Genomic DNA, 15,300 nt, shown 5'->3' with positions numbered 1-15,300 from the left:
CTCATTGGCATTCTCCTCCTGTTGGACGCTATCAATGTTCAGACGGATGCCCGTTCGACCATATGGAACGGCAGTTTCCGCAGATGCGGCGGTTCGGGCTGCTCGGCCAAGAGGATCTCTATGGCAAGGCGGCCCATGGCGCGGTGCGGCAGGGCCATCGTCGTCAATGGCGGGTCCAGCCGCGAGGCAAGCTCGACCTGGTTGTCGAAGCTTGCCACCGCGATATCATCCGGAATGCGAAGGCCGGCACGGGCAAGCGCCGCATAGACTTCCATCGCCACGCGGTCATTGCCGCACAGGATGGCGTCCGGCCGTTGACCGGATTTCAGAAGCGCCTCCACATGAGAGGCAACAAGGCTTGGCGCGCGGTCGCTGTAGACGCTGCGGCGCACCGCCGGCAACACGCCGACGGGGTCGATGCCCCCCTCCTCAAGCGCCGCACGAAACCCGATCTCGCGTAGCGTGCCGGCGAGAATGCCCGGCAGGTTGATGAAGGCGATGCGCCGGCGGCCAGCGACGAGGAGATAACGCACGATCTCCCGCGCGCCGCCTTCTTCGTCCGGCACCAGCGCGGTGACGCGGCCGGCAGCCTCGCGGCAGTTGATCATGACGCCGACGGCACCCACCAACCTGTCCGACAGGGCGACATCCTTGTGGTACATGGCGGCATAAGCAACGGCGCGCGGCCGGAACTGCTGCACCTCGTCGAGCACCGAGCCGATAGACTGGCCGCTGCTGTGGTTGACCGCAAAGACCGCCATACCGGCGCCGCGGGCCGCCCCGTCGAGGCCACGCACGATCTCGGTGGCGAAGGGCGAAGTGATGAGGCCATCGGAGACGACGCCGACCAGCGGCAGCCAGCCCTGACGCACGCCACGCGCCGCAAGGTTGGTCACATAGCCGAGTTCTTCCGCAATGGCCTTGATCTTCTGGCGCGTATCGTCCGACATGCGGGCGGAGCCGCCGTGCAATGCGCCGGAAACCGTCTTTACCGAGACGCCCGCACGTTCCGCGATGTCAGAAAGCGATACGGCCACGATCTTCCCCATCCTCTTTGGGTTATCGATTACCCAATAGCGGCGGCGGACGCGTTTTGTCAAGCGGCTTTTTATGCGCACTGCCCGGCGGTCCGAACACCTATCTGTCGATCAGCGGACAAAACTGACCCCTTTGGGGTGCGGATAAAAACTTGGACTGACTTTTATGCTTTAAGTCCAAGACTCTCTCGGTATTCGATGGGGCTGAGAGAACCAAGGGAGATCTTAATCCGCTTTTCGTTGTACCAGCGGATGTAGGACTCAACGACCTCAATGAATTGCTCAATGGTTGTGGTCTTCCAGTCCCGGGGATAGAACAGCTCCGTTTTCAGCCGTCCAAAGAAGCCTTCGCACGCCGCGGACGTCGGGAATGCGGCACCTGCTCCGAAGCTCTAGCATTGAACTGACGAACGATATTCTTCAAGAGCGGCCGCAATATTCCGCCACTCATGCCCGGTGACGCCAGGCATCTTCAGGATGTCGATCTTGTCCAACACGGCAAGGTCGCTGACCGTTGAGTAACCCCACTGCCGTAGCTCGGTCAGCAGGTCGGGCTTGAGTTTGAGGTCTTCGAGGCGCTTATTCATGGGCAGGACTGCATCACCCGTGGATTCAGATCAACTCCCAGAAATGACGGTCCCGCTACCTTTCAAGACTGGCTTTCATCCTTCCCGGGATCGACGTAGTTCCGGCTCACCCTGCTGCGACCGAAATTCCGCCGTAGCGACGGCGGCTCCATTTGCGCCGCTCACTTATCGAGATGGGAGACGTCGTTACTCTTCGCGGTGTCAGTTAAGCCCTCGCGACATCGCGACCCAGCTCGATATTCCGCGAACGCTGACATGTTCGGTTAGCAGGGCGGCGAGGCAGAAGAGCCTGTAATGAGCAGGGCTTTCCACTTCGCCGTGCCACTGCATTCCCACAGCAGAACGATAGGTGAAACTTTGCGCCGCCGCATAGAATGCTATGCTTGCAATTCGGCCTGTATCGGGGGTTGATGGAAACCCCCACGTCCTCCGTCAAAGTCAAGTCTATTCGACGGCGCTCGCAATTCCGAGAGAATGCCACTGACGCTGGGCGAGCTGGGAATATCTCTCAGGGCTTGCAATATCCCCCGCGCGTCCGACGAATTGTACGCACCGGAAGTCAGTGCGACGAACTTCTCGTCCAGTTCAGACGCCTCTAGCGGGTTCAAGGTTTGTCCTTTTGCATGCAACACTCGCCGACAATGCCGGCTTCCCTGCCTGTCGAAGATTTCGACGAACGCGCCCTCCTGACCCGCACCCTCCATGCCATCGAGCGCAATAGGCTCGGCAAACTCTTCGAACACCTGGATTTTTTCATACCAGTCGAAAATTCTCGGGTTAATGATAAACTCCTCGCGAAGTTGTTCGATGCCCATCTTGCCGTATTCCAATGCAGCAGCGACGGCATATTGAAGGCTGAATTGCGCCTCGGCCTGGCTTTGTGGACGATCGAAGGTGAGGCACGAGAGCGCATACCTGCTCACATGAACGGATATGCTCGCGATATCGGCGGGACGCAGGCCCTCGCTTAGAAGCGCAAGGATAGCGTCGATTGTTGCATGCGTTGCCGTACACGTTGGATACAGCTTGTATGTTGGTCCCGGTTGATCGAGAGAGAGAACGTCGCGAAGCCATAGAGTCTGTCCCGACACTCCCCTCAGGCACAGGAAACCGCGTGGGTCTTCCAGTATCTTCGCTGGACCAACGAAGCCATCGCGAGCTAACAACGCAGCCTCCATCCCACCCCGTGATGCCCACCCAACGCCCAGTGCCTTGGCATGAGAGCCAAAACACCCCTTCATTCCGAACGACGCAGCTACTGCCAGAGTAACCGCATTCGTGGCGGTCGGATCGTCCAGACCTAGAATGTCACTTGCAGCAAGTGCGGCCGCCGGAGCTCCCAATAACGCGGTCGTCCACCAACCATCGTCATACATTCTTTGAGCGCAAAGGCTTCCCAACGTGCCCTGAAGTTCAAAAGCCGAAGTGTATGCAGTCAGTAGCCGCTCGCCGTTAACGTCCAGTTCTCCCACCGCCGCAAACAGGGCAGGAACGATCACCGCTGACGGGTGAGTTTGTGCCGGATAAAGGCTATCGTCGAAATCGAGAAAATGCGCATGATAGCCGTTAACGAGCGCAGCATCCCCCGGGGAGACCGACTGAGGGTCACACAGGATGACCGAATTCCCAGGATGTCGGTTGCTCCGCGACAGGGAGGGACTCGCATGGTGGCTCCCCGCAATAATGCATCCCACCGTGTCAATTATCGATTTCAATGCCGCGACCCGGGATTTTTGCGTCTGAAGCGTAAGACTCCGACGTCGCGCTAGAATAACCAGGGTGGAAGCGAGATCGTTGTTTTCCATTTCATCACCTATTCACGCGGTGGAAACTGCGTAAGTCACTTCCTCTGTCTGAATGCTGAAGCACGCATTCGCCGCCTCCAGCAGCGATGAAACCCGGAAGGATGCGTCCTTCAGTGCGCCTTCTGAGTGCTGAAGCTTTCGATCAACCAACACGGTGGTCATCCCGTATTCCCTTGCACCGAAAAGCTCCTGGTCGCCGCCGTCTCCGATAAAGATACAGCTGGTCGACGTGACGCCCAGCAGGTCCGTTACGAACCGGTACGCTTCAGCGGAGGGCTTCATTTGCCCGATCTGGTACGATAGAACGGCCGCGTCGAAGTGCCTGCGCAGTCCTGTCATCGACAACACGTGCTCGGAATAGCTGGAGGCGTTGCTCAAAAGGCCCAACCTGAAGCCGCGTCTTCTGAGCAAATCGAGGGCATCGTGCGTGTCGGGGTAAAGTCTCACGCTTTGAAGCCACAGCGGAAGGTGCTGCTCTCCGATTTCCATCGCCAAGGATGAGGGTCGCGTAAAGCCAGCAGTCCGAGCGGCGGCCTCAACGCGCTCACCCATACTCCTCAGGTCGCCCGACATCGATGCCCGACCAAGCGATCGGTAAGCCCGCATAAAAGCTTGAGGCTCGACGTCCAGATCCTTTATCACGCGGTCGTAAAACGGATTTGCGGGGTCTTCCCACACCAGTGTGCTGTACAGATCGAAGACGACCGCCTTAAAGGCAAAATTCATGGCATCAACTCCTGTTCTCGACTCACTTCTGCGATGGCGCTCCAAAGTGCTTGCAGGCCATCTTCGATCTGTTCCGCGGTGACGGTCAGAGGAGGCGTAAATTTAAGAATGTTCTTCTTTACGCCGATGGGTGTGAATACGAGCAGACCGCTCTGCCAGGTTCGCTTTGCAGCCAGCATGCAGCTTCGCGCATCCAAGAAAACCAAGCCGAGGCACAGTCCAATTCCACGGACGTCCTGGATAAGCTCAGGAAAACGGGTCATTAGGTCTTCAAGGCCCTTGCGCAGCTCGCGGCCTCGCGCTTGAGCTTCCCCGAGAATATCGCTGTCCTCGAACTCACGTAGGACGGCCATTCCCGCTGCCAGCCCCAAAGGATTACCGGAATGCGTACTGGATAACTCTCCCGGCCGAAATCGTTCTGTATACCTGCGCGAACTTAAAACCATGGCCATGGGAACACCGTTGGAAATCCCCTTTCCGCAGCAAATGATGTCGGGCCTGATTCCGAGATGGTAATGGCCGAACATCTCCCCGGTCCGCCCGTACCCGGCTTGAATCTCGTCGACAATCAGCGCCGCCCCGTTGCGAGCGCACCAGTCCTGGACGCTCCGGGCAACGGCCGCATCGGCAACCTCAAGCGTGCTGCCTTGGTACGGCTCGAGCAAGACCGCTGCCACTCCCAAGTCGGCTTCGACCTGCTGGAGCGCTGCGAGCGGATCAAAGTTTTTGTCCAGCGCCTCCCTGGATGGAAACGGAATGCGGACAAAGGTTACACCCTGGCCTGGTAACCATTCGCGCTGTGACGCGATCCCGCCGACGGATTGTGCACCCATCGTGCGGCCGTGGAATGCACCGTCAAAGCTCACGATAACAAGCTTGTTCCTCTTCCAGGAATGCCCGAGAGCCAACTTGATGGCTGCTTCAACGGCTTCGCTTCCGGTAGTGAGCAGCAACACGCTTTCATAACCAAATCGGTCCTTCACCAATCTGGAAAAGTCGGCTCGCTGCCGTGTCGGAAAAACATACGAATGGTGCAACGGCAGGGAGGCCGCGTCCATAATCGCTTTGCTCACAGATTCCCGTCCGTGACCAAGGTTCGCTGCGATGACCCCCGCCGTCCAATCCAGCCATATATTTCCGTAGGGATCATACACTTGGCTTCCCACGGACCTCTCCCAAACGGTGGGAAACTGCGTTTGAACCGATCGCGGCTCATCTTCAGCGAGACTTTGAAGAAGTGATAAGCTTTCTGGTGCCGGCAACGGAGTGACTATTCGTCGAAACTTCGTCTGGATTGGCGGCACCGGTTCAGGTGATAAATCGAGCATGGGACCGCCCTCAGCGCGCTACGAATTGAGACCGAAGAAGCGTCGACGAATGGGTCACAAGGACGATCAATTCATCGTCCGACCGCAGTCCATGAAACGCGCCTGCCCGCACCGCCAATACATCGGTCGGTTTGAGAGCGAGTGCTTCCTTTGCCCGCTCATAGATTACGGAGGGCTTCGGCGTCGGGTCGACTTTGATCACCGGATCAGGTTGGTAAAACTCACCTGGCTGGAATGCCTCGCCTTCGAAATAGTAGAGAGTACCTTGCCCCGAAAGCACCACGTACTGCGCATCCGAATCCATGAAGCGATAGGGCCCGAAATCGGTATTCGGTGCCAATGTGTAGATACTTGAGCTGAATGACTTGTCATTCCACATGCCGGCCTTGTGCGCCTGATCCGCGCTTGCCCCGGCCAGAGTGTTCCAGTCGAATCTCTTGTACATTGTGTTCACCCCTCCTCGGACGATAGTAGTTGCAGCTGCATGAATTGGAGGAAGTATTTACCCTCCGGCCTTCGCGCGACTTCCGAGAATTCAAGCCGAATTCGACTTGCTACAGGGGACCTCAGCGCCCATGCATGCCACTTATTCGGTTTGTTTTGGATGTCGTATTGTTCCCAAAACGGAACCCAGCGATCACCCTCGAGCGTCTTCGCAACAATTCTCTTGGGAAAGCCTGCGTCAGAGTTTATCTGGCGAGAAAGCATCCGTATCTCTTGAACAGTGACCGGTTTCGGTAGTTCGATTTCGAGATATTCGGTCGCCGGGTTCGAGCGACTGGGGGTACACCAGCCCGTGTCGTCACGGCCATCGAACAGGAACTGCTCGTTCCAATACGGATATCGGTGACAGCCCGATGATGCACTGACGACGCAATCACGGATTAGATGCATTCCTTCCTCCTACGCTTGTGGCTGATTGAGTTTGGGCGGCCTACGTCGTTCCCGTTCGGCGACACCGTCATGCTTCGGCGTCTGCCGCAGTCAATTCGTTCGACGAAATTTCCCGATGCGGCCTACGAATGCTTGCGAAGCAGACCAAAGAAAGCAGCCCGAGCCCGCCTACGATGACAAATCCCGTTAGTGGTCCCAGGCCCTCGAGTGCCAGAGAAAACAGGAGCGGCGCACCCGATACGACAATAACCCTGACCGTATTGATTGCACCGACGCGTTTGCCATAGCCGTCGGGTCCGAAGAGCGCGAGCGGAAGGGTGCCGCGCACGATGGAGGTCAGCCCGTTGCTGAGTCCGAATATCAACATGAACACGCCCAATGGAAGAACATGGTGCGGAGCCAAGATGACGATCAATACGCTGCAGACTAGCAGTGCCACCGTTAGCCTGGCGGTCACCAATGGATGGAAACGAGCGCCAAAGATCGCCTCTCCGAACCTGCCGGCGATCGTCGCAGGCCCCATCAACGCTCCAAGGAACGTTATAGTCGCCGCATCCATACCGAAGCTTTTGATCGCAGTTACCAGAGTCAGATTAATGGCGTTGTAGCCAAAACTGGACAGAGCAAAGCCAATCGTCACAAGCAAAAGAGCCGGCCACACTTCTTTTCCTTTAAGAACCGGGCCAGTTGCAGCCTCGACGACTCGGCGTCGTTCTCGCCGATCCCTGGCTCCCCACGACAGGGCGTAGATCGGCAAGACCACCAGCAGTTGGAGTGTGGCGAATGCCAGGCAGGTGCCCCGCCAACCCAGCCATATCTGCAACTGTTCGGTCAACGGCCAGAACACCGTCGACGATAGGCCGCCGAACAGTGTGATACGGGTGATATATTTTCTACCCTGCAACGCGTCTATCTGCACAAATGCGGTGAACACGGCTTCGTATAGGGTCAAGGACGAGGCCACCTGCAGGAGAAGAAACGCGCAAACGAGGCCGACTACGCCCGTGGTTTGGCTCAACATGGCCAGCGAAATTGTGGCGCAGAGAGCGCCGATTACCATCATCTTCGGCGCACCATGCCGATCCATGAACTGTCCTGCCAGAGGACTCATGAAGCCCCCGGCCAGAAGGGTTGCGGAGAGACACCCGTACACCGAACTCGTTGGCCAACCGAAGTCATTGGCTATCGGATCGGCAAGCACGGTGAGCGAGTAATAAAGCGAGCCGTGGCCGATGATCTGGGCCAGACCGATCACCGCGAAACGCCACAGGGGGAGCCGATGCTGCTCATTGGACGAGTCCATCAGGCGGCATCCCCAATGGCTGCTCGCGGCCAGGCACGAGGGATGTACTCGACTGCAGTCTCAGTGCTTTCGCCCACGAGCTGTTGGCAGAAATCCATGACCTCCCTCAAGTGGGGCACATTCACGTTTAGGCGGTCGGCAAGCGCAATAAGAAGCGCAAGTCCGAAGAAAATATCTTCCTGAAGGCCTGGCATCCTGGTGTCGAAGACATATCCGCCATCCACCTGAACGAACGGGATGAAACTCCGGTAAGCGGAGTTTGTCCTCAGGACGTTGAGCAGCGTATCGGACTGCCCGATGTGTGGCGCGTAGGTTTCCGCCAATTTTTCCTTGAGCGGGCCGGCTCCAGGTAGCTTGATGCCAAGCGCCGCCTCGGCAGCGTGTACAATCATCTGCTGTTCAGAGTCGCATCGCGCTAAGATATATGCCCCGAGCCGAGAAAGATCGGTCCACCACCGAATGCGTTCCGGAAACGGATTTCCGGACCATTGGGAGTACGGCCCCATGAGCCCGTACAGCACCGAAGGGTGCATGATGCTCTTTGGACTGAGCGTGATGTCAAGAAAATGGCCAAGCTCTTCGATTGGCATGTCGAACATGGCATTCAACATTTCGAGCGTTTGGGCACGATCGCCTTTCGTGACGCCATCGGCAAAGCCGACATAGACCGTCGTCTTTCGGCCGATCGCAGAAGCGGCACGGCCCACGTCGATTGACGGGCAATTCCACGGAACACTCCTGAAAGCCCAGGTAACGACGTTCGGTCTGCGCCCGATGATCGCTTCCACCAGCCAGTCGAATCCCCCGCAACCAGGCGAACCGCCAAGGAAGACCTTTCGATCGGTTGGCAACCAGGGAGCCATCGCTCTCAGAACATCCGGCCGACCATTGGCGGTCTGGGTGAGAAGGATTACGTCCGCGTCCGATAGAAGTTCGGCGGGATCGGAGGATACTTTTCGCGGCACGGCGCAGACGGTGCCAACTCCCTCGACATCGAGACTCATCCCCTCCGCGGGCATATTCGCCTTGATTGCCTCTGCCCTGCGGGTATGCCAACTGACACGAACGTTGGGCAATTGTGAAAGCAGGCCGACGTAAAGGTGGCCCATTCGCCCGCCACCCGAGACAACGATATTCAGTGAGCTCATACTTAATCTCCCGTTGGATTGAGAGAGTAGTAGGCTGCAGCGCTCGCTATTCGGAATATAAAGTCAAGATAGTCGGCGGTGTCGAAACCGGGCCGTCAGCGATTTCGTGATTACCTGTTACTGGGGCTCTGTGCGACCAGCCAGCCGATAAATTTCCGGAGCATGCTTGAAGGAGTTTGACCTGCCGTGATCGCAACGAAACCGGCAGCCATCCGCCAGCTAGGAGGACGTACAATCAGCCGGCCAGTCTTCAGTTCGTCCTCGATTAGCCGCGCCTCGACCAGAACGAAGCCCAATCCGGCGACGGCCGCGTCAATACATTGCTGTGTGTTTGCGAAGTCCATCGTGGTCTTCGCGTGGATCGCGAACCCGGTCTTTTGTTCGAAGGCCTCCCAGTGATGCGGGCTAGTCAGGGACCGGAGGCGAGTCGGCATATCGAAGGCCTTACTCGAGACCTCCATATCAAGTTGCGGGGGTCCGGCGATCACGAATTCCACGTCTCCAAGAACGTACACGTTGGACCCCTCCGGTACGGGGTAACTCAATCGGTCCCATGACGTCGCTATGCTCACGCCTCGTGCCTCACTGGCGAAGCGTTTTAACACATCGATTTTCACAGTCACATTGGGGTGGAGTTCGTAGAAACGTGGCAAGCGCGGGATCAGCCATCGAGAGGCAAACGTCGATCCGCATCCAAGCGTAATCACCTGGTTCTGCCTTCCGCCGCGAATGCTTGTGAAGCTCTGCTCGAGTCTGTCCAACGCTTCGACGGTAACCGTAAATAGATCGGAACCAGCAGGCGTAAGTTTAAGTGAGACCCCGGCACGATGAAACAGTGGCTGGCCCGTGGCTTGCTCGAGCTGGGCTATCTGTCGACTTATTGCACCATGTGTGCGACCGAGCTCGCTTGCCGCCGCAGTCATGGTGCCGAGACGCGCCGCTGCCTCAAAGGAACGCAAAGATGACATGGGTGGCAACTGGCGCATCGATTTCTCCGTGAGGAATACTCACAGGCACCCTAGCTATATTCGTATGACAGCAATATGAAAGAAAAATAAACATCGCCGGGAGAATACAATCAACGATTGAGCGGAGTCCCGACGCATATGCGCATTGATCAATTCCACCCCAGCAAGGTTTCCTTGTCTTACACGATGGCCAAATCTTTAATTATGGGCCACAAAATCTATCCCGGAGAGCATATTCAGATCGTGGACCTTGCCAAACGTTTCAAGTGCAGTGTGACACCAGTTCGGGAGGCGTTAGCTCAACTTCACTTTGAATCGTTAGTCGCCTTCAAAGCTAACCGCGGGTACTATGCGCGCGAAGTGGACTTGACCGAACAGATGGAATTGCATGAAGCAAACGACGTCATATTGAATCATGTCGTTCTACACTGCTCGCCTCGCCTCCAATTCGAACAGGAAATCGATCTGGACGCGCAAGGCTATTGTGAATTTCTGGAGAACATTGTCGCAGCGAGTAGAAACCGACAGGTGAGGATGCTCTTTTCAAATGCTTTGGACCGGTCGTTCGGACTAATAGAACGGCACTTGGGAGACCGCACCAAACGTCAGCAGCTCAAATCGGATTTGATCGAAATGCTTGACATCAAGGACCCTCGCCGCCTGTCGCGGTTTTTGCTCCAGGCGAGACGCCGTTTCTCCGAAGATTTACCCAACCTTGTCAGAGACGTGGTCAATGGGAGGCGACCAACTCCGTTTGCTTACGATCTCGGCCTCGGCGATCATTCCGGCGCGAAGCGAGCTTGGACCTGATCACAATGCCTGTTCACGCAAACGGATAATAATTGCTTTGGCCCACCTCGCTTGAGAGTGGGCCATTGTTTGTTTATCGTGGCATCACTTCGAGGATATCGGTTGATACTTCACTCAGCCGCCATCGGAGTCGCCTGCAGATACCGCCGCTCCGCCACGTCAAGCTCGCCATAATCGAAAATTTCAAATATCTTCTCCAAGCCTGCCACCCCTTGTTCGATCGTGAGCAATGACTGCTCCTTGTGGAGTTGCCGATAGAGGTTTTCCATCGCGGCGAGCGACGCCCGGAGCCCATGGTTCGCCCAGATGACCGTAGATATGCCCGCTTGCTGGAATTTCTCAGTGGGAGTCGCGTAATATTTGGTCGGTACGATGACGACAGGCAGACGGTTTTTCCATTCGCTGACGAACGACAGAATTTCGGTTGCCTCTGACTTCCTCGAGTGAATCAGAATCGCGTCAGCTCCTGCATCCGCATACGCGTGTGCCCTACGAAGAGCTTCTTGCAGACCGTGCCCAGCAATCAGAGCTTCGATGCGTGCCACGAGAAGCAGTCCTCCTGCGGTCGCGTCTTTTGCGGCTTTGATGCGTCCGCAGAATTCTTCGACCTCCGCGAGCGGATGGTTATCCCCGACGAACGAATTCATTTTGGGAAACAGTTTATCTTCAATGCAAATGCCAGCCGCACCGCGAGCGAGAAGCCTTTTTGAGAAAAGGCGGACATTGTTGAAATTTCCGAACCCGGTGTCGCCATCAACCAGGATCGGCACCGCAGTACGAGAGCGCATTCGCTCGACCGTGTCCGCGACTTCGGTCCAGGAAGCTTCGTTTGCGTCGCGATAGCCGAGAATTGTCGAAATTGTCAGACCCGACGCCCAAAGAGCTTTAAACCCGGCCCGCTCAGCAAGGCCAGCGGATAGAGCGTCATGCGCTTCCGCAACAAAGAGCATCTCTGGATCGTAAATAAGTGTTCTAAGGACCTCGGACGCGGCGAATACGGGGTCGTCGTGTTTATTCATAGGTTCGCTCCTTCAGGAAAACGAAGAAACCGTGAACCATTCAGTCCGAGATTGGCGACATAAACTCCCGACAATACATACATCTCGGAGAAATATCGGCTTTATAAAATTGACGTTGTTACGCTCAATTGCAGAGACCATATACAACGACCGGAGTGTTCTATGCCTGGTGTGGGCGCTGATTTATTTTTGACCGAAATGCTTGAGCACGGTTTCGATTTTTTTACCGGCGTACCGTGCTCGTTCCTACAGCCGCTTATCAACGAGGTGATCGCTTCGGAAGAAGCAAAGTTCGTGATTGCCACAAGTGAAGGCGAAGCTGGCGGTATTGCTGCCGGAGCCTGGCTCGGCGGCAAACGCCCGGTCGTCCTCCTCCAGAATTCGGGATTGGGGAATCTCGTCAATCCCATCACGTCCCTCAATCACACATTCAAAATCCCGAGCCTTTTGATTGTGACATGGCGTGGACAGCCCGGTTTGGCAGACGAGCCGCAGCACGAACTAATGGGGCAGGTCACCCATTCATTGTTGGAATTACTACGGGTTCCGTTTGAGGAGTTCCCCCGCGATACCGTCGAGCGAAATCTTCTCCTCAAGAAGGCATGCGACCATATGGACGCGACGGGCCTTCCTTTCGCGATCATCGTGAGAAAAGACGATTTGAGGAGCCATGCACCTATCGTGGAACCTTCGATTCCACGACACATCGCTTGCTCCGTTGCACGTATGCACCATGGTGAACCCTATCTGACAAGATACGACGCTCTCTCGATCATCGATCAAACGATCCCTGCCGAAACCGCCGTCGTCGCCACAACCGGAAAGACGGGACGAGAGCTGTTCACCGTTGCGGATCGTGAGCGGAATTTGTACGTCGTAGGGTCCATGGGATGTGCCTCCGCGATCGGTTTCGGCCTCGCGATGACAACAGACAGGAAGGTCTTAGTGATCGATGGCGATGGAGCAGCACTGATGAAACTCGGGAACCTTGCGACAATAGGGGCGAATCGCCCTGGCCGGCTTACACATATTCTTCTTGATAACGGAGTTCACGATTCCACCGGCGGGCAAGCCACGTCGTCTGGAACTGCCGATTTTGCGGGGATAGCAGCTGCGGCGGGTTATCAAAGAGTAGCTAGTTTCGACAACGCCGCTGCGCTAAATGAGATGCTCCGCAGCAGTTGGACGGATGGACCGTCATTTCTGCACCTCAGGATCGCTCCTGGTTCTCCCCCTAAACTGGGGCGACCCTCCGTTGGTCCCGTTGAAGTCTCCAGACGCTTTCGGAATTTCGTCAGTGGGATGGTTGGCTAGAACGCGGAAACAAGTCGCCTGCTCGATCAAGGTCGCCAGAATCGCTTGCCCGATTCGACTTCGGCCTCTTCACGCGTCAGGCCCAGGTCTGCGAGCGCTTCATCCGGCATCGTTCTGTAAATACGTGCCAGCTCTCGCCTTTCCTTTATACGAAGCCGCCATTGCTTGAGCAGTGACAACAGCGTGAAGATGCTTTCCTCGTATTCATGCGAAGCATCTGGCTTGTTGGTCCGATGACTCCTAGTTGTCAAAACTCTGATCGGGAGTTGGATGTCGTTCGCAATAATGCGAAATTCGTGTTTTTCACGAATGCGTCTTCGGAAATCTTGCTTCATCCACGCGCCTCTGCTAGCCAACAAGTCTGTCGCCGTTATGGCTCTGTATCGCCGCACGCGCCATGCAGTAGTTCTCGTGTGTTTGTGCAAAATACTCACAACGGCTTGACGGTCAAACGACCAGCCACGCTGCCTTCAGGTCGTAGGTGTCACCTCGGTTGAGTGCGAACCCAAGAAACTGAAAGGGCCGCGTCGCTGAGCAGGCCCAATTCCCATCCTCCCGTAGACAAAGGCCGAGAGGTTGAAGGTACGGCTGCGGTTCTACCACATGTCCGATCCTCGTCGTCACTCACCCAGGCCCCAATTCCGGGGGATGTCATAGCGGCGAGATTTCAGTCCTATATGGTTCCTCAACCTCACCTCGGTACCGTGCCTAAGGGAGCGGTTGGTGCATGCGATCCCGACCGATCCGCAAGCACTATCGGCATCGCCTTCCTCGTCGCCGTGCGTCCCTCGTGCAGTCGCTATCGCTGCGTCGTTCTCGTCTAGGCTAGTCGCAGCAACACCAGCCCCATCAATATTGCAAAGCTGCCTATGATCTTGCTTCGGTTCAACCGCTCCTTCAGAACCGTAACCGCAATCGCTAAGCCAAAAACGATATTAGTCTCCCGCAGTGCCGAAACGAGAGCGACCGGTGCAACCGTCACCGCCCATACCGATATAACGTACGAAGCGATCACGAAGAGCGATCCAGCGGCTAATTGGAGGGCATTTGCAGTTATATAGCGGTCGGGCAGTTCCTTCCTGAGGAAGAATGCATAGATGGCCAGGAAAATCACACCGTCGAGTGTAGCTCCTACCAGCCCGTAAGAAATGGCGGAGGAGGAGGCGCGACTGCCCCAGGCATCCAGCAATGTATAGCAGGAGATTGTAGCCCCCGCAGCAAGCGCGAGGACCAGCGGGTTGAACGCGGTCGTGGTGGAGCCCGCCGATCTCGCCAGACCGACAATCATCACACCTGCCATTATTAGAAACAGTGCGACGACGCTCGTGACGGACATGTGATCACCAAGGAGAGGAATTGCCAACATGACGGTCAGGACAGGCGCAGTTCCGCGGGCCACAGGATAAACCTGGCTCAGATCGCCGCCTTGGTAAGCCTTCGCCATTAGCAAGTAGTAGCATTGCCGCAAGCCGGAAGCGGCAATCGCCGGAATCAGCCATTCGCCGTGAGGCAGGCCGATGAACGCCAGCGCAAACGACGCGAAAAGACCTGCTATGATGTTGAGAGCGGCAAGAGCCGGATAAGGTCTTATATTTACTTTTGTTAGACTGTTCCACGCAGCATGCATAACTGCCGACAGCAGCACAAGAAAGAAAACCTCTACGCTCAAGTGGCCCCCTGCTCCATCGTCAAACGCTTAGTCCACTCTCAACGTCGGTGCTCTCAACGAGCCTTTCAATGTTGTCAGGAGCCAGGAAGGGAAGAGCGGCGAGTGGTCTGACACTAGCCCCTGATGACGACGGATTGAAGAGCTATTTGCGACGGTGATGGGATATGAGCGCGTTGTATCCAAGCGCGAGCATCCCGAATGGCGGCCAACTGCAAGCATGCGACAGAAAAATCCAAGGTTACCAGCCGTCGCAGGGCCAGGCCCGTCAAATCCGCTCGGTACCCGAGCGATCTATCTTGCCGACGGACTGCTACGCATACACGGCACCAACGACCCCTCTTCTATCGGCACCAACGCGTCGAGCGGATGCTTTCGGATGTATCGCGAAGACGTCGAGGAGCTATACGAGATGGTGCAGCCGGGGACCCAGGTGATCGTCCAGCGGTAGCCGGATATCGCTTGACCGAACTATCGGGGGCTCGCCCCTGTCTTGGCAGATGTCGTGAGCGGCAAGCAACTGCCTATTGGACATAGTCTTCAGGGATAACTGGCGGATTTTACCCAAGAACCCACAGCTGCAATGTCGTTTGCGATGCTCCGACTTGGCCGAAACTTCCGATGCAGTTCCAGGACCTGCTCACCCAATGCGTGGGACCACTGCAATTTTAAGCAATTGTGTCAAGTACATTTAA

At 56.4% G+C, this 15,300-nt stretch carries 15 protein-coding genes and 2 pseudogenes; 3 read left to right on the top strand and 14 right to left on the bottom strand.

Features of this window, described 5'->3' with window-relative positions; all coding sequences use genetic code 11:
* Positions 1–38: 38 nt before the first annotated feature.
* The 11 genes and pseudogenes from AC1DM5_RS21230 to AC1DM5_RS21180 form a co-directional block, all read right to left on the bottom strand.
* Positions 39–1,049: a LacI family DNA-binding transcriptional regulator gene (locus tag AC1DM5_RS21230; protein ID WP_477820341.1), complete on the bottom strand. Its 1,011-nt coding sequence runs from the start codon at positions 1,047–1,049 to the stop codon at positions 39–41.
* A gap of 152 nt (positions 1,050–1,201) precedes the next feature.
* Positions 1,202–1,399, bottom strand: a pseudogene (locus AC1DM5_RS21225) (IS3 family transposase); the annotation flags it as partial.
* A gap of 30 nt (positions 1,400–1,429) precedes the next feature.
* Positions 1,430–1,624 (bottom strand): hypothetical protein, encoded by a 195-nt coding sequence (locus AC1DM5_RS21220; protein ID WP_477820246.1) that lies wholly within the window; start codon positions 1,622–1,624, stop codon positions 1,430–1,432.
* A gap of 377 nt (positions 1,625–2,001) precedes the next feature.
* On the bottom strand, positions 2,002–3,429 hold the full coding sequence (locus tag AC1DM5_RS21215) for an MmgE/PrpD family protein (protein WP_477820245.1): 1,428 nt from the start codon (positions 3,427–3,429) through the stop codon (positions 2,002–2,004).
* Between the two features lie 12 nt (positions 3,430–3,441).
* Positions 3,442–4,155 carry an HAD family hydrolase gene (locus AC1DM5_RS21210; RefSeq protein WP_477820244.1) on the bottom strand — a complete coding sequence of 238 codons (714 nt, stop codon included), beginning with the start codon at positions 4,153–4,155 and terminating at the stop codon, positions 3,442–3,444.
* Positions 4,152–5,483, bottom strand: a complete 1,332-nt coding sequence (locus AC1DM5_RS21205; protein ID WP_477820243.1) for an aspartate aminotransferase family protein — start codon at positions 5,481–5,483, stop codon at positions 4,152–4,154. The genes AC1DM5_RS21210 and AC1DM5_RS21205 overlap by 4 nt, the downstream gene beginning before the upstream one ends.
* Before the next feature lie 10 nt (positions 5,484–5,493).
* Positions 5,494–5,928: a hypothetical protein gene (locus AC1DM5_RS21200; RefSeq protein ID WP_477820242.1), complete on the bottom strand. Its 435-nt coding sequence runs from the start codon at positions 5,926–5,928 to the stop codon at positions 5,494–5,496.
* Between the two features lie 5 nt (positions 5,929–5,933).
* Complete coding sequence (locus tag AC1DM5_RS21195) at positions 5,934–6,377, bottom strand: discoidin domain-containing protein (RefSeq protein ID WP_477820241.1); 444 nt, start codon at positions 6,375–6,377, stop codon at positions 5,934–5,936.
* Positions 6,378–6,444: 67 nt separating this feature from the next.
* Positions 6,445–7,680, bottom strand: a complete 1,236-nt coding sequence (locus tag AC1DM5_RS21190; protein ID WP_477820240.1) for an MFS transporter — start codon at positions 7,678–7,680, stop codon at positions 6,445–6,447.
* Complete coding sequence (locus AC1DM5_RS21185; protein WP_477820239.1) at positions 7,680–8,828, bottom strand: NAD/NADP octopine/nopaline dehydrogenase family protein; 1,149 nt, start codon at positions 8,826–8,828, stop codon at positions 7,680–7,682. Before AC1DM5_RS21185 ends, AC1DM5_RS21190 begins: the two co-directional genes overlap by 1 nt.
* Positions 8,829–8,938: 110 nt before the next feature.
* The gene (locus AC1DM5_RS21180) at positions 8,939–9,814 is read right to left on the bottom strand and encodes a LysR substrate-binding domain-containing protein (protein ID WP_477975541.1); all 876 of its coding nucleotides are present in this window, start codon (positions 9,812–9,814) and stop codon (positions 8,939–8,941) included.
* A 120-nt stretch (positions 9,815–9,934) separates the two neighbouring features.
* On the opposite strand from AC1DM5_RS21180, the gene AC1DM5_RS21175 reads away from it, so the two are divergent.
* A complete protein-coding gene (locus tag AC1DM5_RS21175; RefSeq protein WP_477975539.1) occupies positions 9,935–10,606 on the top strand; it encodes a GntR family transcriptional regulator in 672 nt (223 codons plus the stop codon).
* Positions 10,607–10,716: 110 nt separating this feature from the next.
* On the opposite strand, the gene aepX is transcribed toward AC1DM5_RS21175, so the two are convergent.
* Positions 10,717–11,625 carry a phosphoenolpyruvate mutase gene (aepX, locus tag AC1DM5_RS21170; protein ID WP_477824173.1) on the bottom strand — a complete coding sequence of 303 codons (909 nt, stop codon included), beginning with the start codon at positions 11,623–11,625 and terminating at the stop codon, positions 10,717–10,719.
* A 162-nt stretch (positions 11,626–11,787) separates the two neighbouring features.
* Here aepX and aepY point away from each other — a divergent pair, with 162 nt between their 5' ends.
* Complete coding sequence (gene aepY / locus AC1DM5_RS21165) at positions 11,788–12,939, top strand: phosphonopyruvate decarboxylase (protein WP_477824174.1); 1,152 nt, start codon at positions 11,788–11,790, stop codon at positions 12,937–12,939.
* Positions 12,940–12,965: 26 nt separating this feature from the next.
* On the opposite strand, the gene AC1DM5_RS21160 is transcribed toward aepY, so the two are convergent.
* Positions 12,966–13,274: a DUF1127 domain-containing protein gene (locus tag AC1DM5_RS21160; RefSeq protein ID WP_477824175.1), complete on the bottom strand. Its 309-nt coding sequence runs from the start codon at positions 13,272–13,274 to the stop codon at positions 12,966–12,968.
* Between the two features lie 485 nt (positions 13,275–13,759).
* Entirely contained in the window at positions 13,760–14,608 is an 849-nt protein-coding gene (locus tag AC1DM5_RS21155; protein ID WP_477824176.1) for an EamA family transporter, read from the bottom strand.
* 160 nt (positions 14,609–14,768) lie between these two features.
* Here AC1DM5_RS21155 and AC1DM5_RS21150 point away from each other — a divergent pair.
* A pseudogene (locus AC1DM5_RS21150) lies at positions 14,769–15,056 on the top strand (L,D-transpeptidase); the annotation flags it as partial.
* Positions 15,057–15,300: the final 244 nt, after the last annotated feature.

The sequence above is a fragment of the Rhizobium sp. 01T437 genome, from assembly GCF_056398505.1.
This window is presented reverse-complemented; position numbering and strand designations above follow the sequence as displayed.